Raw genomic sequence first — 22,303 nt, 5'->3', positions numbered from 1 at the left:
CGTGAGCCCTCCCACCGTCTCCGAGCGCACGGTCGCCCGTCACGGCTGGGTCCAGGCCGTGGGCACCGTGCTGGTCGCGCTCGCGGTAATGACGCTGTTGGCGGCGCTCGGGCTGTGGGCGGCCGGGGCCGCCGACCTGCCGGACGGCGCGTTTCCGAGGGTCGTCGCGGCCACCTTGGTGACGGCGGTCGGCGGCAGCATCGAACTGGCGGGCGACGCGGGCGCGCTCGCAGAGTCACGGGCCGGGGTCACCGTGATGCCGCTGTCGGTGACCCTCGCCGGCGCGCTGCTGATCGGCGGCGGCTTTTTGCGCCCGCTGCGGCACCGGGCGGTCGCCTCGGTGCGGGAACTGGCCGGGTGGGCCGCGAGGATCGCGGTGCTGTGGGTGCTCGCCCTGGTCGGTCTGGCCCTCGGCGCCCGGCAGACCTTCGCCGTCGACATGGGCAGCGGCACACTCAGCGATCTCGCGGAGCTGTTCGGCGCGGCGCCGAAGGTGGGCTTCGCCGCGAACGTCCCGCTGACCGTGCTGTTCGGGCTGCTGTGGCTCGCCGGAGTGCTCGTACTGGCGCTGGCGGTCGCGCGCGGGGCGCCGCTGCCGGGGCGGCTGCTGCGCTTCCGGGAGTCGGTGCGCCCGGCGGCGCACGCGATGGTCGTCCTGCTCCTCGCCTGCGTCGCCATCGGCCTCGTCACGGCACTGATCGTCGCGGCCACGCGCGGGCACGTGACCACGACCCTCGCGCTGATCCTGCTGGGCCTGCCCAATGTGGCCTGGCTGGGCTTCGGTCTCGGCCTCGGGGCGACCTGGGACGGCCGCGTCGACGGTCCGTTCGGGCTGCCGCTGCCACACGTCCTGGACGCCGTCCTGCGCACCCCGGACGTCTCGGAACTGAACCTGGGCTCCCTCACCGACTACGACGGCCGGTACGTGTGGCTGGTCGTCGTGGACGCGCTTCTGCTGCTCGCCGTCGCGTTCCGGACGGCGGTGTGCTCACCGGCCCGGGTCCGTCCGTGGCAGCACGCCGTGCGGCTGGCCGTCGCGCTGGCCCTGACGATGCTGATGATCTGTCTGACCGGGCGGATCTCGGCGCATTACGCGCTGTCCCTGCTCGGCATCGGCGACCTGGGCGGCGGACTGTCCGGGGAACTGTTCCTCCTGCCCCACCTGTGGCAGGCGGTGGCTCTGGGCGCGCTGTGGGGGCTGGTGACCGGCTTCCTGGGGGCGCTGCCGGCCCACCCGGTGCGCCGCAGACGCGGAACGGGCGGGTCCTAGCCCCGGAACACGGGGTCGGCCCAGCGCGGGGGCGCGGGCGCGGTCGGCGCCGGACGGTCCGGTCCGCTCGCCGCGGGCGGGGACGCGGGTGTGGGTACGGGCGTCGGCTTGGCGGTCGCCTGCGGGGCGGCGGGGGCGGGCGGGGTGGCCGGTACGGGCGTGCCGGTCGCGCGCAGGGCGGCGACGAAGTCGAGGCAGGTGTCGTAGCGGGCGTCGGGGCTCTTGGCGAGGGCGCGGGCGAAGACGGTGTCGACGGCGGCGGGGAGGCCCGGCCGCGCACCGCTCGGCGGCGGCGGATCGTCGTACTGGTGGGCCCAGAGCAGCGCCATGTCGTCCTCGCGCTGGAAGGGCGGGCGCCCGGTGAGGGCCTCGTGGACGACACAGGCCAGCCCGTAGACGTCGCAGCGGCCGTCGACCGGGCGACCGGAGATCTGCTCGGGGGCCACGTAGTCGAGGGTGCCGACGAACTGGCCGACGCTGGTGAAGCCGGTCAGGGAGAGCGACTTCTTGGTGAGCCCGAAGTCGGTGAGGTACACGTGCTCGGGGTGGTCGCTGTCGGTGCCCGCGGCGATCAGGATGTTGCCGGGTTTGACGTCCCGGTGCACCAGACCGTGTTCATGGGCGGCGTCGAGGGCGGAGGCGACCTGGGCGCTGATCCGCACGGTGTCAGCGAGCGGCAGCGGACCGCGCTGGTCGAGCAGATGGCGCAGGTCGCTGCCGGGGACGTAGCGCATGGCGATGTAGAGCAGGCCGTCCGTCTCGCCGGCCTCGAACACCGGCACGATGTGCGGATGGTCGATCGCGGCGGCGACCTGGGACTCGTGGGTGAAGCGTCGGCGGAAGGTGTCGTTGCGGGCGAGTTCCGGCGCGAGCAGCTTGAGCGCCACCGTGCGGTCCAGTCGCAGGTCGCGGGCGCGGTAGACGACGGCCATGCCGCCGCGGCCTACCTCGCTCTCGATGAGGTAGCCGGCCACCCGGCGGCCGATCAGTTCGGAGGGGCGCCCGCGGAACAGGCTGGTCTCCCCGGCCATCAGCGCTCACCCTCGGGTGCGGCGAACCGGGTCGAGGCGTGCCCGGCGGCCTCCGTGTCGGTGATCTCCCGGTCGGTGGCGTAGGCGTTCAGCCGGCTTCCGTCGCCGTACATCCACCGCTCCTCCCGGGCGTCGTAGATCCACATGGACTCGCCGTCGACGACGATCCCGATCCGCAGGCCCTCGGTGCGGTCCTGGAAGTCCTCGCCGTCCAGGTCGCCGGCGGCCAGTTGCTCCACCGCGGACCGGTAGTCGGCGAGGGCCTGTTCGACGCGGGCCAGCAGGGGCCGGGGATCGGCGGCGCCGACCGGGCCGTCGCCGGCCGGCGGGTCCTCGGGGACGGCGACCAGGAGCCGGCCGTCGACCCAGGCACCCCAGCCGTTGGCGCACAGGATGTGCCCCCAGTCGCCGCGCCGTTCCACGAGCTGGACGGGCAGCAGGGGGTCGAGGGGCACGGTGGGCCGGGCCGGGTCGGGCGCCTCCCAGGCGGGCAGTCCGTGCGCCGGGACCACATGCGTGGGCCGGAATCCGGGGCCGGGCACTTTGGTCATCGGGCCGCCCGCTTCCGCATCACGGCCGGCTCGTGCCGGCGCAGCAGCCGGGCGACCGCGAACCCGTAGAGGGCGGAGAGCACCAGCAGCATGGCCAGGTCGAGCAGCCAGACGCCCGCGGAGTGCCGGAACAGGGGGTCGGCGGTGAGGTCGCCGGGCACGATCCGGGAGAGTCCGACGGTGCCGGCCATGGCGCCGAGCGCCCAGCGGGACGGCACGAGCCAGGCGAGCTGTTCCAGGCCGGGCATGCCGTCCAGGGGGAGCAGGGCACCGCAGAAGACGACCTGGACGATCGCGAGCAGCACCAGCAGCGGCATCGTCACCTCCTCCTTGCGCACCAGCGCGGAGACCAGCAGGCCGAGCATCATCGCCGTGAACGCGAGGAGCGCGACGGCGAGGGTGATCTCGGCGAGCGGGGGCAGCAGGACGCCCTTGCCTTCGGGGGCGCCGAGGTCGACGCCGAGCAGCGCGACCAGAGTGAGGACGACGGCCTGCGCGACGGTGATCGTGCCGAGCACCGCGACCTTGGACATCAGGTAGGCGGATCTGGGCAGACCGACGGCCCGTTCGCGGCGGTACACGGCGCGTTCCTTGACCAGTTCGCGTACCGCGTTGGCGGCTCCGGTCAGTACCGCCCCGACGCACAGGATGAGCAGCGTGTTCATCGCCGTGTCCCGGACGAGCGCGCCGCCCGCCAGGGCCCGGGCCATGGCGCCCATGACGAACGGCAGGGCGATCATGATCATGAGGAAGGTGCGGTCGGCGCCGAGGACGGCCGTGTACCGGCGGACCAGGGTGCCGAACTGCGCCGCGGCACCGCGGGGGCGGGGCGGTGGCGCCGGCGCGACGGGAGCCGGTCCGGGGTGGTGGGGCCGGGTGGTGGCTTCGGTGACGTAGTGCCGGTGGAACGGCGACTCCCGGTACTCCCGGGCCCAGTCGCGCTCCGGGTCGCGGTCGAACGCCTCGAAGGCCTCCGGCCACTGCTCGAAGCCGAAGAAGGCGAGGGCGTCGCCGGGCGCGCCGTAGTAGGCGACCTTGCCGCCGGGGGCCAGCACCAGGAGGCGGTCGCAGACGCCCAGGCTCAGCACGCTGTGCGTGACCACGATGACCGTGCGGCCGTCGTCGGCGAGGCCGCGGAGCATGTTCATCACCGAGCGGTCCATACCCGGGTCGAGACCGGAGGTGGGCTCGTCCAGGAAGAGCAGGGAGGGCTTGGTGAGCAGTTCCAGGGCGACGCTGACGCGTTTGCGCTGGCCGCCGGAGAGGGTGTGCACGGGTTGCTCCGCGCGTTGTTCGAGGCCGAGTTCACGGATCACCTCGTCGACCCGGGCGAGCCGTTCGGTCTTCGCGGTGTCCTCCGGGAAGCGCAGTTCGGCGGCGTACGACAGGGCGGCGCGGACGGTGAGCTGGGGGTGCAGGATGTCGTCCTGCGGGACCAGACCGATGCGTCCGCGCAGTTCGGCGTAGTCGTGGTAGAGGTCGCGGCCGTCGTACAGGACGGTGCCGCGGTCGGCGGGGCGCTGCCCGGTCAGGGCGTTCAGCAGGGTGGACTTGCCGGCGCCGCTCGGGCCGACGACAGCGAGCAGGCACTTCTCCCCGACCGGGAAGGACACGTGGTCCAGCAGGACCGTGTCGCCGTCGTCGACCGCGACGGTGAGGTCCTGGACGTCGAGGGAGACCTCGCCGGTGTCGACGTACTCCTGGAGTTCGTCGCCGACCAGGCAGAACACGGAGTGCCCGACGCCGATGGTGTCGCCGGGGCCGACGGGGGCCTGGGTGGTGGGCCGGCCGTTGAGGTACGTGCCGTTGTGGCTGCCGAGGTCGACGATGTCGTAGGTGCCGTCGGTGTGCGCGCGCAGTTCGGCGTGCCGGCGGGAGACGGTCAGGTCGTCCACCACGAGGTCGTTGTCGGGGGCCCGGCCGATGCGGATGGTGCGCGCGGGCAGCGGCCGGACGTTGGTGGGCCGGCGGAAGGTGCCGGTGAGTTCGGGCATCGACACCGCGGAGGGCCGGTCCCGGGCGGGTTCGGGGGCGCCGGTCAGGACGGCGCGCGGGCCGTCGGTGGGATTGCCGAAGCGGATCTCGCTGCCGGGCAGTACGTCCCAGTGCTCGATCCTGTGTCCGTCGGCGTAGGTGCCGTTGGTGCTCCGCTCGTCCGCCAGGGTCCACCGGTCGTGGGCGCACCGCAGGACCGCGTGGTGCCAGGAGACCCGGGCGTCGTCGAGGACTATGTCGCTCAGCGGGTCACGTCCGACGTGATAGTCGTGACCCGGGCTCATGACCGTGCAGCCCGTGTCGGTCTCCAGGACGAGTTCGGGCGCCGTCGGGGCGACCGGCCGCTCCGCCATGGTCAGGATTCTACCGATTCATCCGCGTTCGGGCCTGCCCACGGAGATGCGCGGGAGGTGGCCCGGCCCACGGACACGTGTCAGGCGACGGGCATGACGAGGGCCGGGAGGGTGCGCTGCATGCGCAGGGCGTCGACGGACTCGGCGAGCAGTTCGTACTCGGTGGTGTCGTCACTGGCGGCGATCCGCACCAGGCGGCCGCCCGCGAGCTCGTCGGCGACCAGCTCCTGCCGGGCGTCGTCGGCGCACCAGGCCCGCAGCAGAGCAGGCACGTCGGCCACCGTGTCCGCCACCGGCACGAGCGCGCCCGCCGGGTAGGTCCCGTCCCCGGGGCTCGGATCGAGCCGCTCGGCGATCCACGAGGCCCGGTCCCGCAGCCACCACAGCGCCAGTGCCAGGGTGGGCGCGCGGTAGGTGCCGAGCGGTACGCCGATGCGCCGTCCGTCGCACATGCCGTATGCCGTGACATGGCACAGGAATTCGTCGTGCACGTCTCACTCCCCCGTCGCCTCGCCTGGTGGCCGGCCGGTCCTCGCTTTCCGCGCGGCCCCTGTGCGGTGAAGTGCCCCTGACGTTCGAGTATCGCCACTGCCGAAACAGAGTCACCACGACTTTCCGGCCAGTCTGTTGGCATATTCACCGTCCGTTCTGGCCGGAAATACACCGGACGTTCGGGGTGCGGGCATGACGCCCGAGGTAATCGACCCGCCCGTGGCGCCCCGGGCATGGTGGTCCCACCGGATCGGCGAGACCTGGATCCGGGCCCGGAACAGGAATGACGACCTCGATGGAGGGTGCATCACCATGTCCGCGAACACGAACCGTTACGAGAGTGCCGCCGCCCGTTACTTCGAGGCCTGGAACGCCACCGAGCCGGCGGCGGTCGAGAAGGCGGTCGCCGCCGCGTGGACCGCGGACGGCGGGTACACCGACCCGCTCGCCGAGGTGCGCGGGCACGCGGGGATCGCGGCCGTGATCGCCGCGGTCCACGAGCAGTTCCCGGGCTTCGTGTTCCGTCCGCTCGGTGCGGTGGACGGGCACCACGACACCGCGCGCTTCGGCTGGGAGCTGGTGAACGAGGCCGACGGCTCGGCGCCGGTGGCCGGGTTCGACGTGGTGACGCTGGACGAGGAGGGCCGTATCCGGCAGGTGCTCGGCTTCCTCGACCGGGTGCCGGCGGGCGCCTGACACCGCCTGTCCGCGGAGGGGTTCCGCCGTGTGTGGCGGTCGGCCCCGGTGGGACGGACCGGGGTCACCGCGCACGGAGGGAACAACATGGCGACAAGTCGGTACCGGGGCGGACCGGCGGCTCGGCGGCCCTGTGCCCGCACGGGCGGGCTCAGCCCCTGACCGCGTCCCGGTAGCGGCGGGGCGCGACGCCGACCGTGCGTTTGAAGGCGTTGCTGAAGGCACTTTCGGAGCCGTAGCCGACCGAGCGGGCCAGTTCCGCCACCGGGGTGGCGTCCTCGCGGAGCGCGCGGGCGGCCAGGCTCATGCGCCAGTTCTGCAGGTAGGTGAGCGGTGGCACTCCGGCGGCCTCGCGGAACCGGACGGCGAAGGTGGTCCGGGACATCGCGGCGGCCCCCGCCAGCTCCCGCAGCTGCCACGGCCGGGCCGGGTCGGCGTGCATCAGCCGCAGGGCCGGTGCCAGCCGCTCGTCCGCGAGGGCCCGCAGCCAGCCGGGCGGCAGCCCCGCGGCCTCGTTCAGGCAGGCTCGCAGCACCTGGACGAACATCAGCTGGGCCAGGTGGTCGGAGCTGAAGGCGGAACCGGCCCGGCCACCGCTCATCTCCGCCATCAGCTGCCCGGTGAGCCAGCGCAGCACGGGTGCCTCGGTGGCGCCGGCCCGCACGTGGATCAGGTCCGGCAGGGCCCGGCGCAGCAGATCGCCGCCGTCCCGGCTGAGGTCGATGTGCCCGGAGACGCACAGCACCTCCTCTCCGCCGCCGAGCGCGCCGACGGCGGTGTCCGGGTCCACGGCGACCTCGGCCGGGTCCAGCGGGGTGACCGCCGGATCACTGCACAGCACGTAGGAACGCCGGCCGTCGGAAACGACGACGTCGCCCTCGGCCAGCGCCACCGGCCCGGCTCCGCCCTCGGCGACGAGCAGGCAGGAGCCCCGCGCGAGGACGTTGACCTTGAGCTTGTCGCGCCCTCGCAGCCGGATGGCCCAGCGGCCACCGGCCGTGAAACCGCCGGAGAACACCCCGCGGGCGTCGGCCACGGCGAGCGCGTCGGAGAGCGGATCGACGGACATGTTTCGAACTATCGCGCAAGTAGGGCGCACTCTCAAGCATTCTCCGTACGAGGACCGCTGCCTACGGTGGAGTCATGGCCCGGCACGAGGAGACACCCACCATGACCACCGCACAGCAGCCCCTCCCCTCCGGCTTCGGCGCCGCGTCCACGGCGCGCGACGTCATCGAGGGCATCGATCTGACCGGCAGGGTCGCCGTCGTCACCGGCGGCTACTCGGGCATCGGCCTGGAGACCAGCCGCGTCCTGCGGGCCGCGGGCGCCCGGGTCGTCGTACCGGCCCGGAACCCGGAGCGGGCCCGGGCCGCGCTGAGGAACCTCGACGGCGTCGAGGTGGCGGAGATGGACCTGATCGACCCGGCGTCCGTCGACGCCTTCGCCGCGAGGTTCCTGGCCTCCGGCCGTCCGCTGCACATCCTGGTGAACAGCGCCGGGATCATGGCGACCCCGCTGACCCGCGACGCGCGCGGACACGAGGCGCAGTTCGCGACGAACCACCTCGGTCACCACCGGCTGACCGCCCGGCTGTGGCCCGCCCTGGTGGCGGCCCGCGGGGCGCGGGTGGTCGCGGTGTCGTCCCGGGGCATCCGCTTCTCCCCCGTCGTCTTCGAGGACCTGCACTTCGAGCACCGGCCCTACGAACCGTTCGTCGCCTACGGCCAGTCGAAGACCGCCAACGCGCTGTTCGCCGTGGAACTGGACCGGCGGGGCCGGGCCCACGGCGTGCGGGCCTTCGCCGTGCATCCCGGCACCGTCGTCGACACCGGTCTCGCCAAGCACGTCTCCGCCGAGGCCCTGCGGGCGGCCGGCGCGGTGGACGGCGAGGGCCGTGTCGTGATCGACCCCGCCCGGCAGCTCAAGACCGTCCAGCAGGGAGCGGCCACCGGCGTGTGGTGCGCCACCAGCCCGCGGCTCGACGGACTCGGCGGCGTCTACTGCGAGAACTGCGACATCAGCCCGCTGGTCGCCCCGGAGGCGGAGGCCGACTGGTACGCCACGGCCGAGCTGCCCGGTGTGCTGCCCTACGCGGTCGACCCGGAGGCGGCGGCGCGGCTGTGGACGGTGAGCGAGGGGCTCACCGCCTGACCGCGCCTCCGCCCGAGCCGTTCAGCCCTTGACGATGGCGTCGATGCGCGCCAGTTCCTCGGCGTCGAAGTCGAGGGCGCGGATGGCGCCGACGCTGTCCTCCAGCTGCCGGGGACTGCTCGCGCCGACGAGGGCGGAGGTGACCCGGCCGCCGCGCAGCACCCAGGCCAGGGCCAGCTGGGCCAGGGTCTGGCCGCGGGACTTGGCGACCTCGTCGAGGGCCCGCAGCCTGCCCACGAGGTCCTCGGTGACCGCGTCCGAGTTCAGGAAGGGACTGTCGCTCGCCGCCCGGGAGTCCTCCGGGATGCCGTCGAGGTAGCGGCCGGTGAGCAGGCCCTGCTCCAGCGGGGAGTAGACGATGGAGCCCACCTGGAGTTCGTCGAGGGCGTCGAGCAGACCCTCGTCCTCGGGACGCCGGTCCAGCATCGAGTAGCGCGGCTGGTGGATGAGGAGCGGGGTGCCGAGGTCGGCGAGGATGCGGGCGGCCGCACGGGTCTGCTCGGCGGAGTAGTTGGACACGCCCACGTAGAGCGCCTTGCCCTGCTGCACGGCCGAGTGCAGCGCGCCCATCGTCTCCTCCAGCGGAGTGTCCGGGTCGGGGCGGTGCGAGTAGAAGACGTCGACGTAATCCAGGCCCATCCGGGTGAGGCTCTGGTCGAGGGAGGACAGCAGGTACTTGCGCGAGCCCCATTCGCCGTACGGGCCGGGCCACATCAGATAGCCGGCCTTGGTGGAGATGACCAGCTCGTCGCGGTACGGCGCGAGGTCGGCCCGCAGCGCGTCGCCCAGCGCGGACTCGGCGGCACCGGGCGGCGGACCGTAGTTGTTGGCGAGGTCGAAGTGGGTGACGCCGAGGTCGAAGGCGCGGCGCAGGATGGCGCGCTGGGTCTCGGCGGGCCGGTCGGGCCCGAAGTTGTGCCACAGGCCGAGCGACAGCGCGGGGAGTTTCAGTCCGCTGCGCCCGGCGCGCCGGTAGGGCATGTCGGCGTATCGGGCGGGGTGTGCGGTGTACAACGCGACTCCAGAGGGGTTGGCACACGGTCTTACGGCTCCCGGCGGCGTCCGGTCCGGTCGGGCGTCGGCCGCCCGGGAACGCTTCCACTCTGGCGCGGCCGCCGGGCAGCGGTCCAACAGAAGAATCCGATGCGATTGTGCGGTTAGGCTTCTCAATCATGGAACTGCGCCATCTCCAGCACTTCGTCGCCGTCGCCGAGGACCAGCACTTCACCCGGGCCGCCGAGCGCCTGATGGTGTCCCAGTCGGGTCTGTCGGCGTCCATCCGGGCGTTGGAGCGGGAGTTGCGGGCGCCGCTGTTCGTGCGGACCACCCGGCGGGTGACACTCACCGAGGCGGGGCGCGCGCTGCTGGGAGAGGCCGAGCGGATTCTCGCACAGGTGCGGTCGGCGCACGAGGCGGTGGCCGCGGTCCAGGGCGTGCTGCGCGGCACGCTGGCCCTGGGGACCGAGCAGTGCATCGCGGGGGTGCACGTGGCCCGGCTGCTGGCCGCGTTCCGAGGGCGCCACCCGGACGTCGAGATCCGGCTGCGCCAGGCGGGTTCGGGCGCGCTGGCGGAGGACGTCGCGGCCGGGCGGCTCGACCTGGCCTTCGCCTACCGCACCGAGGCGGACAGCGACCAGCTGCGGTCGGTGTCGCTGACCGCCGAGCCGATGACCGTGCTGTGCCACCCCAGCCATCGTCTGGCCTCCGCCGCGGCCGTCCTCGCCCCGGAGGACCTGCTGGGCGAGGTCTTCGTCGACTTCCATCCGGACTGGGGGCCGCGCCGCACCACCGACGCCGCGTTCGCCGCGGCCGGTGTCCGGCGCACGGTGGCGCTGGAGGTCAACGACGTGCACAGCCTGCTCGACCTGGTGGACGAGAACCTCGGAATCGCGGTCGTACCCCGGCACTTCCGGCACAAGCGGCCCTCGCTGACGGCGCTGCCGATCAAGGGGACGAGCGAGACGGAGTACGAGACGGTCGCCCTCCTGCCGCCGGAGGGGTCCACCAGCCCCGCCGCCCGCGCGCTCGTCACACTCCTCGAAACCGGCGGTACGACGGCACCCGAGGGGGGTCTGCGGAGACCGGACGCGTGAGCGGCCGCGGTTTGCGATGGTGGACGGTATGCATGCGAAGGACATCCTCATCGACGGCTTCGGCCGCATCCGGGAAGAAGTCCATGCCGCCCTCGACGGCCTCGGACCGGACGAACTCCACCGGCGCCCCGCACCCGACGCCAACTCCGTCGCCTGGCTCGTCTGGCACCTCACCCGGGTGCAGGACGACCACCTCGCCGACGCCTTCGGCCTGGAGCAGGTGTGGCTCTCCCAGGGCTGGGACAAGCGCCTCGACCTGGGCCTGCCCCGGCACGACACCGGCTACGGGCACAGTCCGGCCGAGGTCGCGAAGGTGCGGGTCGACTCGGCTGACCTGCTGACCGGGTACCACGACGCCGTGCACGAGCAGACCCTAGGCGCCCTGCGGGGGCTCACTGCCAAGGACCTGGAACGTGTGGTGGACGAACGCTGGGACCCCCCGGTCACCCTGGGGGTCCGCCTGGTGAGCGTCCTGTCCGACGACCTTCAGCACGTCGGACAGGCCGCCTAGCTGCGGGGGCTGATTCAGAGCGCGGCGGCGTAACCCGGCAGGACCACGTTCTCGATGAGGGCGTTGCGCTCGTCGAACGGGATGAACGCGCTCTTGAGGGCGTTCACCGTGACCGTGCGCAGGTCCTCGACGGTCCAGCCGGCCTCCTCGACCAGCAGGGACATCTCCCGGGTCATGGTCGTACCGGACACCAGACGGTTGTCGGTGTTGAGGGTGACCCGGAAGCCGAGGTCCTTCAGGGCCGTGATCGGGTGCTCGGCGATCGAGGTGGCGCAGCCGGTCTGGAGGTTGGAGGTGGGGCACATCTCCAGGGCGATCCGGCGGTCGCGCACCCAGGCGGCGAGGCGGCCGAGCTTGCCGTCCACGATGTCCTCGGTGAGGCGGACACCGTGGCCGATGCGCTGGGCGCCGCAGACCTGGAGGGCCTGGTGGATGCTGGGCAGGCCATGCGCCTCGCCGGCGTGGATGGTGAACGGCACGCTCTCGCGGCGCAGGTGCTCGAAGGCCGCGAGGTGGTCGGCGGGCGGGAACCCGTCCTCGGCGCCGGCGATGTCGAAGCCTACGACACCGGCGTCGCGGTAGACGACGGCCAGCTCGGCGGCCTCGCGGACGCGGTCGAACATCCGCATGCCGCACAGCAGGGTGCCCACGCGGACCGGGGTGCCGGCGGCGGCCGCCTTGGCCATGCCCGCGGCGAGACCCTCCTGGACGGTCTCCACGACCTCGGCGAGCGTCAGCCCGCCGTTGGTGTTCAGCTCCGGGGCGTAGCGCACCTCGGCGTAGACGACACCGTCCGCGGCGAGGTCGAGGACGTACTCCTCGGCGACGCGCAGCAGGCCCTCGCGGGTCTGCATGACGGCGAGGGTGTGCTCGAAGGTGGCGATGTAGCGGACCAGGTCACCGGAGTTGGCGGCCTCGAAGTACCAGGCGGCCAGCTCGTCGGGGTCGGTGGTGGGCAGCTGGTGGCCGACCGCGGCCGCGAGCTCGACGACGGTGGCGGGGCGCAGGCCGCCGTCGAGGTGGTCGTGGAGCACGGCCTTGGGCAGCCGGCGGAGGGTCTCGGTGTCGATGCGGGGCGCGGTCATGGCAGGGTCTTTCCTCGGCAGGTGGTTCACGGAGAGATCAGGCGGCGGGCTGGAGCAGGTCCCAGCGGTTGCCGTACAGGTCCCGGAAGACGGCGACGGTGCCGTACGGCTCGTACCGGGGCTCCTCCAGGAAGGTCACACCGGCGGCGGTCATCCGGGCGTGGTCGCGGGCGAAGTCGTCGGTGTGCAGGAAGAAGCCGACGCGTCCACCGGTCTGGTCGCCGACGCGGGCGCGCTGGCCCTCGCCCTTGGCGCGGGCCAGGACCAGTCCGGTCGCGGTCGCACCGCCGCCCGGTTCCACCACGACCCAGCGGGAACCGTCGGGCCGCGGGGCGTCTTCGACCAGGCGGAAGCCGAGGGCCTCGGTGTAGAAGCGGATGGCCTCGTCGTAGTCGTCGACGACGAGGGTGACCAGAGCGACGCGTCGCATCGGAACCTTCCGGTGGGGGTGGTTAGCCGGTGAGGTTATACGTAAAACTACGCGGACGCCAGTCTCTGTTCTACGCGCGTTGCTACCCGGGCGGAGCCAGGATTGCCGTCAGGGCGGCTCGTCGCCCTGGGGTCACTTCGACACGGCGGTGGAAGTCGGCCGTCGCGGTGACCGAGGCCACGCAGGAGACGGCGGTGCAGGCGACGAGGAGCGCGGCCGGCGCGGGGCCTTCGGGGCACGGCGCTCAGCAGGGCCTCGACGCGTCGCGGCACGGGCCCGCCGGTCGCCGCCGCGGGGAAGCCCGGGCGGGTGGGGGCGGCCAGGGCGGCCAGGGCGGTCGCCCGGGCGGTCGGACGGCGGTCGCCGACCGAGGCCGCCGCCGCCTCGTCGGCGGCGCGCTCGGCGGCGCGGCGGATCGTCTCCCGGACCGCGCGCAGTGGGTGGTGGCAGTGGGCGGCGAGTTCGGCGGCGGCGAGGTAGTAGTGGTGGCCGCCCTCGTTGTGCGCCCGCTCGTGCGCGAACAGCGCCTCCCGCTCCGGCCCGTCCAGGCTGCGAGCATCGCGGTGGTCACGCGATGCGGTGGGGGCGGCCGGGCAGCGCGTAGGCGACGGGACGGGGCGAGTCCACCACGCACAGGTCACCGGCGGCGGGCTCGCGTCCGGCCTCCGTCCGGGCCGCCCGCAGGGCGCGGGTCCGGCGCGGCACCGAGCGGGTGAGGGCCCGGCCGCACAGGGCGAGGGCGCCGACCGAGGTGGCGGCGGCCGGGACGACGAACGCGTCCGAGACCGTGCGCAGGGGACGGATCAGCTCGCCGAGCGCGGCGAGGAACGGGACCTCGAGGAGTCCGGCGAGGGCGTATGCGCCGAGCGCGGCCGGCGAGCAGCCGGCGAGGAGGACCGAGCAGACCGTGACGGCCCGCAGGCCGCGGCCGGTTCGAGCCGGTCCAGGGTCCGGCGGGCCGCCGCGGGCAGGGCGAACGGCAGCAGCAGGGGCAGCAGGAGCGGCGCGGTCATCAGCCGTCGGATTCGAGCAGGTCCCGCAGGATGCGCTCGTCGTCCGGGCTGAGCTGGGCGACGAAGCGGGCGAGGACGGTCTCGCGGTCGCTGTCCCGGTTCAGTTCGCTGTGCATCCGGCGGGCGGTGAGGCCGTGGGTGTCCTGGGCGTCCCGCACGGGCTGGTAGGCGTAGCCGCGGCCCTGGCGCCGCCGGTCGACGACACCCTTGTCGTGCAGGCGGGAGAGGATCGTGGTCACCGTCGTACGGGCGAGTTCCGTCCCGAGGCTGCGCTGGACCTGGCCGGGCGTCTGGGGCGTGCCCGCGGCCCACAGCGCGGCCATGACGCTCGCTTCCAGTTCACCGGCCGGCCGGCGTTCGTCCTTGGCCTCGGTCATGGGAAGGTCCCTCACCCCGTCGTCGTCTGCGGTCCCGTCTACACGATTGTAGTTAGCCGCTCGCCGCGCCACCGACCCGTTCCCGGCTGCCCGCCCCCCTAGGTCCGACGGGGCTCCGCCGCACGGCGGCCACGACCTCACCCTCCCGGCACCCCGGTCGCAGGGCTCCGTGCAGCGGCACCGCCCGCGCGCCGGCCGGACGGCCCTGCCCGGTCCTCGGCACCGCGCGCCGGCGGCCATGGCTGCGGAGCCCGCGGACCGAGGACCCGGTGGCGCCCGACAGGCCGGAGTACGGGCGCGGCGTCTCCCGCCGGCAGTTCGGCGCCCACGGCCGGACCACGGCCGACGTCCTGCGGCGCCGACGTCAGCCGGTCTGCGTGCGGGCCGCGTCGAGCCGGGCCAGCTCCTCGCCGGTGAGCTCGATCGCGCCGGCGGCGACGTTCTCGGCCAGGTGAGCGGGGTTGCCGGTGCCGGGGATCGCGAGCACGTGCGGCCCCTGGTGCAGCGTCCAGGCGATCCGGACCTGCGCCGCGCCGACGCCGTGCGCCCGGGCGACGGAGAGCACCGCGTCGTCGTGGGCGGCCGTCGCACCGTGCTCCCCGGCGTCCCCGGCCACGGCGTAGAAGGGGACGAAGGCGATGCCGTGCTCACCGCACAGCCGCAGGACCTCGTCGCCCACGGGGTCGGGACGGTCCACGGCGTACCGGTTCTGGACGCACACCACCGGCGCGATCTCCAGCGCCTCGGCCAGGTGCCGCGGCTCCACCGCGGAGACGCCGAGGTGCCGGATCAGACCCGCCGTCCGCAACTCGGCGAGGGCCCCGAAGTGCTCCGCGATGGAATCCTGGCGCTGGCGGCGGAAGTTGACGACGTCGAGGTGGTCGCGCCCGAGTTGCCGCAGGTTCTCCTCGACGTGTCCGCGCAGTTGGTCGGGGCGCGCCGCGGTCCCCCACTCGCCTTGGTGGTCACGGTGGGGGCCGACCTTGGTGACGACGACGAGGTCGTCGGGGTACGGCGAAAGGGCGCTGTTGATCAGCTCGTTGGCGGAACGCAGCGACGAGAAGTAGAAGGCCGCCGTGTCGATGTGGTTCACCCCGAGCTCCACGGCCCTGCGCAGGACGGCGAGCGACCGTTCCCGGTCGCTCGGGGTGCCGTGGTGGAAGGCGGCACTGCCCGTCAGCCGCATCGCGCCGAAGCCGATGCGGTGGACGGGCAGGTCGCCGAGTTTCCAGGTTCCGGAGGCGTCCGCGGTGATCGTTTCTGTAGTCATCGGCGGAGTGTCGCACAGGGCACCCGGCCGGGGCACCGGCATTACGGCCCGCCCGGCCCCCGGGCGTCGCGGGTGCGGCCGGTCAGGCCAGCGGCTTGGACAGGACCGCCTTGCGGTGGCTGAAGGTCTCGATGGAGTAGCGGCCGTGGTAGCTGCCCATGCCGCTCTCCCCCACACCGCCGAAGGGCAGGTCGGAGACGGTGAGATGGGCGAGCGGCAGGCCGTATCCGAGTCCGCCGGAGGAGGTCTCGGCGGCGATGCGGGCGCGGGTCTCGTCGGCTTCGGTGAAGACGTAGAGCGCGAGGGGCTTGTCGCGGTCGTTGATGAAAGCGATCGCCTCGTCCAGGCCGGCCACGGTGACGATCGGCAGGATGGGGCCGAAGATCTCCTCCCGCATGACGGGGGAGTCGGCATCGACGTCGGCGAGGACGGTGGGCGCGAGGTACTTGGCCGTGCGGTCGCTCACGCCGCCGACCGCCACGCGGCCGGAGCCGAGCAGACCGGACAGCCGGTCGAAGTGCCGCTCGTTGATGATCCGCCCGTACTCGGGCGAGGCGGCCGGGTCGGTGCCGTAGAGGGATTCGACGGCGCGGACCAGGGCGGCCTCCAGGGCGGCGGCGGTCCCGGGGTCGGTCAGGACGTAGTCGGGAGCCACGCAGGTCTGGCCGGCGTTGAGGAACTTGCCCCGCGCGAGCCGGTCCGCGACCGTGTCGAGGTCGGTGCCGCGGTCCACGAACACCGGTGACTTTCCGCCCAGTTCGAGGGTGACCGGGGTGAGGTGCTCGGCCGCGGCGCGCATCACGATCCGGCCGACGGTGCCGTTGCCGGTGTAGAAGACGTGGTCGAAGCGCTCGGCGAGCAGGGCCGTCGTCTCCGGGACGCCGCCCTCCACGACGGCGACCGCGTCGGTGTCGAGGTAGGCGGGGATCAGCTCGGCCAGTGCGGCCGAGGTGGCCGGGGCCAGCTCGCTCGGCTTGGCGACGACCGCGTTGCCGGAGGCGAGCGCGCCGACCATCGGGGCGAGCAGGAGCTGGGCCGGGTAGTTCCAGGGGGCGATGACCAGGACCACGCCGAGGGGGTCGACCTGGGTCCACGCGGTGGCGTCGGGGCCGAGGTGCGCCGGGACGGGCGCGGGCTCCGGGCGCAGCCAGGCGTCCAGGTGCTCCAGGGTGTGGTCGATCTCCCGGACCGTGAAGTCGATCTCGGTGCGGTACGCCTCGGTCTCGCTCTTGCCGAGGTCGTCGCGGAGGGCGGCGGCGAGATCGGCGCCGCGTTCGGTGAGCAGGGCGCGCAGGCGGCGCAGCTGGGCGGTGCGCCATGCCACGGGCCTGGTGCGGCCGGTGGCGAAGGTGGCGCGCAGCCGGGCCACGAGGTCGGCGGGCTGCTCGGTGCTGGAGAGGTTCACGGGTGCCTCGCTGGTGCGGCACGGGCCGGTACGGCCCGGGCCATGATCGAAAGGTCAGGTGTATATGCCAACCTTTCAGGTTCTCAAGTTCATTCCGGTGATCACCGGTGACGCGGGTCACGTCGGCGGGGCGGCCGTTCCGCGGCCGCGGCGCTCCAGGTACGCCCGCTCGGCCGCGCTCCCGGCGAGCTCGGCGGCGACGGCGTACTCGGCGACGGCCTCGCAAGGGCGGCCCAGGCGGCGCAGCAGGTCGGCGCGTACGGCGTGCAGCACGTGGTAGCGGTCCAGGCCGAGCGCGTCCACCAAAGCCAGGGCGGATGCGGGGCCCTCGGTCTCGGCCACGGCCACGGCCCGGTTCAGGGCGACCACCGGGGACGGCGCCACCGCCATGAGCTGGTCGTACAGGCGCAGGATCTGGTGCCAGTCGGTGGCTGCCGCGGTGGGCGCGTCGCTGTGCACCGCGTGGATCGCGGCCTGGATCTGGTACGGCCCCGGCCGGTTCCGGCGCAGGCAGCGGCGGACCAGGTCCTGGCCCTCGGCGACCAGGGCCCGGTCCCACAGGGCGCGGTTCTGCTCGGGCAGCGGGACGAGGGCGCCGTCGGGGGCCTGCCGGGCCGGGCGCCGGGACTCGCTCAGCAGCATCAGCGCGAGCAGGCCGGTGACCTCGGGCTCGTCGGGCATCAGCTCGGCGAGGAGGCGGCCGAGGCGCAGGGCCTCCGCGCACAGGGCGGCGTCGCCGGTGTGGCCCTCGTTGAAGATCAGGTAGACGACGGCGAGGACACCGTCGAGCCGGCCGGGCAGGTCGGCGTCGCGGGGCACGCGGTACGGGATGCCCGCGTCGCGGATCTTGGCCTTCGCGCGGACCAGCCGCTGGGCGAGGGTGGGCTCGGGGACCAGAAAGGCGCGGGCGATCCGCGCGGTGCTCAGGCCGCCCAGCAGGCGCAGGGTGAGGGCGACGCGGGACCGGAGGGCGAGCGCGGGGTGGCAGCAGGTGAAGATCAGACGGAGCCGGTCGTCGCGCACGGGGCCCTCCTCCGGGGTCGGGTCGGGCGCGTACAGGCGGGCGGCCTCGGCATGCCGGGCCTGCCGGGAGGACTCGCGGCGCAGCCGGTCGACGGCCCGGTTGCGGGCGGTGGTGATGATCCAGCCGGCCGGGCTCGGTGGCGGGCCGGTCTCCGGCCAGGTGCGCACGGCGGTGGCGAAGGCGTCCTGCACCGCCTCCTCGGCGAGGTCGATGTCGCCGAGGAAGCGGATGAGGACGGAGACCGCACGCCCGTACTCCGCGCGGAAGACGGCCTCGACGTCGGGGGCGGTCATCGGTGCGGCTCCGGCGTCAGTGCTGGTCCACGAAGGGCCGTACCTCGATGGGCAGGGTGGTGGCGAGGGCGGCCCTGCGGCCCCACTCCAGGGCCTCGTCCAGGTCGGCCGCCTTGATCAGGCACAGTCCGCCCAGGTACTCCTTGCCCTCGGCGTAGGGGCCGTCGGTGATGAGGACGTCGCCGTCCTTCGGGCGGAGCATGGTGGCGGTCTCGGGGCCGTGCAGGCCGCCCGCGAAGACCCAGGCGCCGGCGGCGCGCAGCTCGTCGTTGAAGGCCTCGACGTCGCGCATGATCCCGGCGAGTTCCTCGGTGGCGGGCGGCGTGCCGTCGGCCGGCTGGACCACGCTGAGCAGGTAGTGCTTCATGACATCCTCCATGGCGTCGTGCCCGTGTCGGGCTGTCCGTCACCTCCTACACGAACGGCCGGGCCTCGGATCGACACCGCGCGCCGAGCGGCGCGGAAAAAGTCCGGAAGAATCTTCCGCATGAACGCCGACGCGCACCCCCTGGTCGTCCGCGCCCGCCGACTCGCGGCGGATCTGCTGGTCCCCGAGGCCGAGCGGGTGGACCAGGAGGGTGTGCCCGCGAGTCATGTCGAGGCGGTGAAGCGGTCCGGGCTGCTCGGGGTGGTGGCGCCGGTGGAGTACGGCGGCTCCGGGGCGTCGGCGGCCGTGCTGCGGGAGACCGCGGAGATCCTGGCCGGGGCGTGCTGTTCGACGTGGTTCGTGCAGACCCAGCACCATACGCCGGTGCAGACCCTGGCACGGAGCGGACTGCCGGTGCGGGAACGACTGCTGGGGCCGCTGGCGCGCGGGGAGCTGCTGTCCGGGGTGGCGTACGCGCATCTGCGGTCGTTCCCGCGGGTCCCGGTGCGGGTCCGCCGGTGGCACGGGGGCTGGCGGTTCGAGGGCACGGTTCCCTGGTACACCGGGTGGGGCCTGAACGACGTCATGCTGCTGGCCGGGGTGACCGACGCGGACGAGGCGCTGTTCGCCTTCGCCGAGGCGCACGACCAGCCGGGGCTGAAGGCCTCGCCGCCGATGCGGCTCGCGGCGCTCACCGCCGCGCGTACGGTGTCGCTGGAGCTGGACGGGCTGTGGCTGCCGGACGACGCGGTGGCCCTGCGGACGCCCTACGCGCGGTGGGCGGCCGGGGACCGGGCCAGGACGCTGGACGCCGGTCCGGCGGTCTTCGGCGTCGCGGAGGCCGCCCTGTCACTGCTGGACGAGGCGACGGCCGGGCCGCTGCGGGCCCGTGTGGCCGACGTCCGCCGCCGGGCCTACGCCCTCGCCGACGATCCGGCGCCGGACGAGCGGGCCGTGGAACGGCTGGCGGCACGCGCGGAGGCGTACCAGGTGCTGGGTGCGGCCACGACGGCGGCGGTGGTCGCCGGGGGCGGCCGCGCGATGGCCCTCACGAGCCGGGCCCAACGTCTCGCACGGGAGGCCCTGTTCCTGCTGGTACAAGGCCAGACGACGGAGTCCCGCACGGCCCACCTGGCCGCGCTGACGGGGGCGTGAGCGAGGCCGATGCGACGAAGCCCTGACGGCCTGCCGAGGGTAGGGGCGGCGCTGCCGAGGTGTCGCTGACGCCTCGCGCGGCAGGCGGCCGACTGGCGCGGGGCCCACAAATAGCCGAGCCCCACGCGACGCACCCGACCGTGGCCCGGCCGGAACGTGAGCGAGACTGCCGAGCGCGGCGCCGACGCCTCTGCGAGAGACCCGCCGGCGGCATCGCCGGGGGCGCTGACGCCTCGCGCCCGAGGCCGGTCCCCCCCGATGCCACGGGTGGTCCGGTGTCGCGCCGTCGGTCCGGAGCCAGGCTCGGGGTCGGTCGATGCGAGCCCGGGCGGCCGAGGTCAGCGGCAGCGGGGCGTCAGACGGGCTGCCACAGTTCGATCCGGTTGCCCTCGGGATCGGTGACCCAGCCGAAGCGGCCGACGCCCTCCATCTCCTGCGTCTCCTCGGCGACGTCCGCCCCCTTGGCGCGCAACTGGGCGAGCATGGCGTCCAGGTCGCGGACGCGGAAGTTGAGCATGGTCCGCTGGGCGGGCGACCCGAAGTAGTCGGTCCCGGACTCGAAGGTCGCGAAGACCGTCGGCCCGTCCCCCTGACGCCACAGGCCGTGCTCGTCGGCGTCCAGACCCAGGCAGTCGCGGTACCACCCGTTCAGCGCCGACGGGTCGGCCGCCCGCAGGAAGTACCCACCGATTCCCAGTACACGTTCCATGCCGCCATCCTGCCAGGACGGCCACACCGCTGTCCCCGTCCTCGGCGCCGCTGCCCGGTCGTGGACGGGTGGGCGTCAGGGGCGCGCGTCGTCCTCCTGCCCCTCGACGACCACCAGGAAGGCGTCGGACCTCAGATCCATCACCACGGTCGCGGGTTCACCCTCGGCGCGGCGGGCCGCCGCGTACTCCTCCGCCGGCCACGATCCACGTGGCGCCCCGGCGGGGAACCGTTCCAACACCTTCGCACTCATGACGGCCGGTCACCTCCAGCGTTCCACCGTCGGACGGAATGTGCGTCCTGTACATCTCCGCTGCCCCGGATCGCTGCGGACATGTCACCCAAGCCCGCCCGGCGTGACCCGAACGGTGCGTCCGTACCGGTCCCATGACCGGGGACGAGGAGTGCATCCGCATCCCGCACGGAACCGGAAAGGGCAGAAGAAGCGCCGAGCCGGAGGACGGAAGCGATGCGGGAAGACGAGCCCACGGACGGGCGGCTGTGCCTGGTGACGGGCGCGACCGGATACATCGGCGGCCGCCTCGTACCCGATCTGCTGGCCGCCGGCCACCGGGTGCGCTGTCTGGCCCGCTCCCCCGGCAAGCTCCGCGACCAGCCGTGGGCGCGCGAGGTGGAGGTGGTACGCGGCGACGTCACCGACTCCGCCTCGGTGGCCGAGGCCATGCGGGACGTGGACGTGGCCTACTACCTGGTGCACGCCCTCGGCACGGGCAGGGACTTCGAGGCGACCGACCGCCGCGCCGCCCAGATCTTCGGGGATCGGGCCCGGGCCGCCGGGGTGAGCCGCATCGTCTACCTGGGCGGCCTCACACCGAAGGGGGTTCCCGAGGGCGAGCTCTCCCCTCACCTGCGGTCCCGGACGGAGGTCGGCCGCATCCTGCTGGACTCGGGCGTGCCCACCACCGTGCTGCGCGCCGCGGTGATCATCGGCTCCGGCTCGGCCTCCTTCGAGATGCTGCGCTACCTCACCGAACGGCTCCCGGTGATGATCACCCCGAGCTGGGTGCGCACCCGTATCCAGCCCATCGGGGTACGGGATGTGCTGCGCATCCTCGTGGGCAGTGCCGACATGCCCGCCGACGTGAACCGGACGTTCGACATCGGCGGACCGGACGTCCTGACGTACCGCGACATGATGATCCGGTACGCGCGCGTGGCGAATCTCCCCCGTCGGCTCATCTTCTCGGTGCCGGTGCTCACCCCGCGGTTGTCCAGCCTCTGGGTCGGCCTGGTCACCCCCGTGCCCACCGGCATCGCCCGCCCGCTCACGGAGTCGCTGCGCCACGAGGTCGTCTGCCACGAACACGACATCGCGCGGTACGTGCCGGACCCGCCGGGGCATCCGCTCGGCTTCGACCAGTCCGTACGGCTGGCCCTGCGCCGGGTGCGCGAGGCCCGTGTGACCACCCGCTGGTCGTCCGCCGCGGTGCCGGGCGCCCCCAGCGATTCGCTGCCCACCGACCCCGACTGGGCGGGCGGCAGCCTCTACGCCGACCGGCGCACGGCCTCGGTGGCCGCGGACGTGCCCGCGCTGTGGCGGGTGATCGAGGGCGTCGGCGGGGAGAACGGCTGGTACTCCTTCCCGCTCGCCTGGAACCTGCGGGGGGTGCTGGACCGGCTGGTCGGCGGGGTCGGACTGCGCCGGGGACGCCGGGACGCGCAGCGGCTGCGCGTCGGCGACTCGCTGGACTTCTGGCGGGTGGAGGAGATCGAGCCGGGGCACCTGCTGCGGCTGCGCGCCGAGATGCGGCTGCCGGGGCTGGCCTGGTTGGAGATGTGCGCCGAGCCGGACGGCACGGGCCGCAGCCTGTACCGCCAGCGCGCCCTGTTCCATCCGCACGGCCTGCTGGGCCACGCCTACTGGTGGTGCATCTCGCCGTTCCACGCCCTCGTGTTCGGCGGCATGGCCCGCAACATCGCCCGGGCCGCCGCCGCGTCCGCCCGGGCGGCGCGCACACCCGTCTGACCGACGCCCACCGGCACCCGACAGCCTCGCACCGCCCCCGGAG

Annotated in this window: 23 protein-coding genes; 7 read left to right on the top strand and 16 right to left on the bottom strand. The window is 73.8% G+C overall.

What is annotated here, in order from left to right; all coding sequences use genetic code 11:
- Position 1 precedes the first annotated feature (1 nt).
- Positions 2-1,270 carry a streptophobe family protein gene (locus BLW57_RS35220; RefSeq protein ID WP_093479749.1) on the top strand — a complete coding sequence of 423 codons (1,269 nt, stop codon included), beginning with the start codon at positions 2-4 and terminating at the stop codon, positions 1,268-1,270.
- Here the strand turns inward: BLW57_RS35220 and BLW57_RS35215 are convergent.
- The 4 genes from BLW57_RS35215 to BLW57_RS35200 all read right to left on the bottom strand — a co-directional run bounded on the left by BLW57_RS35215 (position 1,267) and on the right by BLW57_RS35200 (position 5,691).
- On the bottom strand, positions 1,267-2,301 hold the full coding sequence (locus BLW57_RS35215; protein WP_093479748.1) for a serine/threonine-protein kinase: 1,035 nt from the start codon (positions 2,299-2,301) through the stop codon (positions 1,267-1,269). The genes BLW57_RS35220 and BLW57_RS35215 overlap by 4 nt on opposite strands.
- Positions 2,301-2,843, bottom strand: a complete 543-nt coding sequence (locus BLW57_RS35210; protein WP_093481051.1) for a hypothetical protein — start codon at positions 2,841-2,843, stop codon at positions 2,301-2,303. Before BLW57_RS35210 ends, BLW57_RS35215 begins: the two co-directional genes overlap by 1 nt.
- 5 nt (positions 2,844-2,848) lie before the next feature.
- On the bottom strand, positions 2,849-5,200 hold the full coding sequence (locus BLW57_RS35205; protein WP_093479747.1) for an FHA domain-containing protein: 2,352 nt from the start codon (positions 5,198-5,200) through the stop codon (positions 2,849-2,851).
- Between the two features lie 80 nt (positions 5,201-5,280).
- Positions 5,281-5,691, bottom strand: a complete 411-nt coding sequence (locus BLW57_RS35200; protein WP_093479746.1) for a hypothetical protein — start codon at positions 5,689-5,691, stop codon at positions 5,281-5,283.
- Between the two features lie 313 nt (positions 5,692-6,004).
- On the opposite strand from BLW57_RS35200, the gene BLW57_RS35195 reads away from it, so the two are divergent.
- Entirely contained in the window at positions 6,005-6,388 is a 384-nt protein-coding gene (locus tag BLW57_RS35195) for a nuclear transport factor 2 family protein (protein ID WP_093479745.1), read from the top strand.
- Between the two features lie 151 nt (positions 6,389-6,539).
- Here BLW57_RS35195 and BLW57_RS35190 read toward each other — a convergent pair whose 3' ends face one another.
- Positions 6,540-7,457, bottom strand: a complete 918-nt coding sequence (locus BLW57_RS35190; RefSeq protein WP_093479744.1) for an AraC family transcriptional regulator — start codon at positions 7,455-7,457, stop codon at positions 6,540-6,542.
- A gap of 74 nt (positions 7,458-7,531) precedes the next feature.
- Here BLW57_RS35190 and BLW57_RS35185 point away from each other — a divergent pair, with 74 nt between their 5' ends.
- Positions 7,532-8,542: an oxidoreductase gene (locus BLW57_RS35185; RefSeq protein ID WP_256339662.1), complete on the top strand. Its 1,011-nt coding sequence runs from the start codon at positions 7,532-7,534 to the stop codon at positions 8,540-8,542.
- A gap of 21 nt (positions 8,543-8,563) precedes the next feature.
- Here the strand turns inward: BLW57_RS35185 and mgrA are convergent, their stop codons facing one another.
- Positions 8,564-9,556, bottom strand: a complete 993-nt coding sequence (mgrA, locus tag BLW57_RS35180; protein WP_093479743.1) for an L-glyceraldehyde 3-phosphate reductase — start codon at positions 9,554-9,556, stop codon at positions 8,564-8,566.
- A gap of 158 nt (positions 9,557-9,714) precedes the next feature.
- Here mgrA and BLW57_RS35175 point away from each other — a divergent pair, with 158 nt between their 5' ends.
- Both BLW57_RS35175 and BLW57_RS35170 read left to right on the top strand, forming a co-directional pair.
- The gene (locus tag BLW57_RS35175; RefSeq protein WP_093479742.1) at positions 9,715-10,635 is read left to right on the top strand and encodes a LysR family transcriptional regulator; all 921 of its coding nucleotides are present in this window, start codon (positions 9,715-9,717) and stop codon (positions 10,633-10,635) included.
- Between the two features lie 28 nt (positions 10,636-10,663).
- Positions 10,664-11,146, top strand: coding sequence for a mycothiol transferase (locus BLW57_RS35170; protein ID WP_093481049.1), 483 nt, complete (start codon positions 10,664-10,666; stop codon positions 11,144-11,146).
- Between the two features lie 14 nt (positions 11,147-11,160).
- Here the strand turns inward: BLW57_RS35170 and BLW57_RS35165 are convergent, their stop codons facing one another.
- The 8 genes from BLW57_RS35165 to BLW57_RS35130 all read right to left on the bottom strand — a co-directional run bounded on the left by BLW57_RS35165 (position 11,161) and on the right by BLW57_RS35130 (position 18,410).
- On the bottom strand, positions 11,161-12,231 hold the full coding sequence (locus BLW57_RS35165; protein ID WP_093479741.1) for an adenosine deaminase: 1,071 nt from the start codon (positions 12,229-12,231) through the stop codon (positions 11,161-11,163).
- Positions 12,232-12,268: 37 nt separating this feature from the next.
- Positions 12,269-12,661: a VOC family protein gene (locus BLW57_RS35160; protein ID WP_093479740.1), complete on the bottom strand. Its 393-nt coding sequence runs from the start codon at positions 12,659-12,661 to the stop codon at positions 12,269-12,271.
- Positions 12,662-13,228: 567 nt separating this feature from the next.
- Positions 13,229-13,366 carry a hypothetical protein gene (locus BLW57_RS43180; RefSeq protein WP_306822918.1) on the bottom strand — a complete coding sequence of 46 codons (138 nt, stop codon included), beginning with the start codon at positions 13,364-13,366 and terminating at the stop codon, positions 13,229-13,231.
- Between the two features lie 307 nt (positions 13,367-13,673).
- Positions 13,674-14,051 carry a BlaI/MecI/CopY family transcriptional regulator gene (locus BLW57_RS35150; RefSeq protein WP_093479739.1) on the bottom strand — a complete coding sequence of 126 codons (378 nt, stop codon included), beginning with the start codon at positions 14,049-14,051 and terminating at the stop codon, positions 13,674-13,676.
- 364 nt (positions 14,052-14,415) lie between these two features.
- A complete protein-coding gene (locus BLW57_RS35145; RefSeq protein WP_176985842.1) occupies positions 14,416-15,321 on the bottom strand; it encodes an aldo/keto reductase in 906 nt (301 codons plus the stop codon).
- Between the two features lie 82 nt (positions 15,322-15,403).
- Positions 15,404-16,726: an aldehyde dehydrogenase family protein gene (locus BLW57_RS35140; RefSeq protein ID WP_093479738.1), complete on the bottom strand. Its 1,323-nt coding sequence runs from the start codon at positions 16,724-16,726 to the stop codon at positions 15,404-15,406.
- A gap of 117 nt (positions 16,727-16,843) precedes the next feature.
- Positions 16,844-18,043 (bottom strand): RNA polymerase sigma factor, encoded by a 1,200-nt coding sequence (locus BLW57_RS35135; protein WP_093479737.1) that lies wholly within the window; start codon positions 18,041-18,043, stop codon positions 16,844-16,846.
- 16 nt (positions 18,044-18,059) lie between these two features.
- Positions 18,060-18,410, bottom strand: coding sequence for a YciI family protein (locus BLW57_RS35130; RefSeq protein ID WP_093481047.1), 351 nt, complete (start codon positions 18,408-18,410; stop codon positions 18,060-18,062).
- Positions 18,411-18,530: 120 nt separating this feature from the next.
- On the opposite strand from BLW57_RS35130, the gene BLW57_RS35125 reads away from it, so the two are divergent.
- A complete protein-coding gene (locus BLW57_RS35125) occupies positions 18,531-19,565 on the top strand; it encodes an acyl-CoA dehydrogenase family protein (RefSeq protein WP_093479736.1) in 1,035 nt (344 codons plus the stop codon).
- A gap of 355 nt (positions 19,566-19,920) precedes the next feature.
- Here BLW57_RS35125 and BLW57_RS35120 read toward each other — a convergent pair whose 3' ends face one another.
- Complete coding sequence (locus BLW57_RS35120; protein WP_093479735.1) at positions 19,921-20,274, bottom strand: VOC family protein; 354 nt, start codon at positions 20,272-20,274, stop codon at positions 19,921-19,923.
- 75 nt (positions 20,275-20,349) lie between these two features.
- Positions 20,350-20,526: a hypothetical protein gene (locus BLW57_RS41620; protein ID WP_176985841.1), complete on the bottom strand. Its 177-nt coding sequence runs from the start codon at positions 20,524-20,526 to the stop codon at positions 20,350-20,352.
- Positions 20,527-20,742: 216 nt separating this feature from the next.
- Between BLW57_RS41620 and BLW57_RS35115 the strand changes: the two genes are divergently transcribed.
- Positions 20,743-22,260, top strand: coding sequence for an SDR family oxidoreductase (locus BLW57_RS35115; RefSeq protein WP_093479734.1), 1,518 nt, complete (start codon positions 20,743-20,745; stop codon positions 22,258-22,260).
- The last annotated feature ends 43 nt before the right edge of the window (positions 22,261-22,303 follow it).

This window comes from Streptomyces sp. 1222.5, assembly GCF_900105245.1.
GTDB lineage: Bacteria > Actinomycetota > Actinomycetes > Streptomycetales > Streptomycetaceae > Streptomyces > Streptomyces albidocamelliae.
The sequence above is the reverse complement of the archived record's forward strand: the minus strand, read 5'-3'. Positions and strand labels throughout refer to the sequence as shown.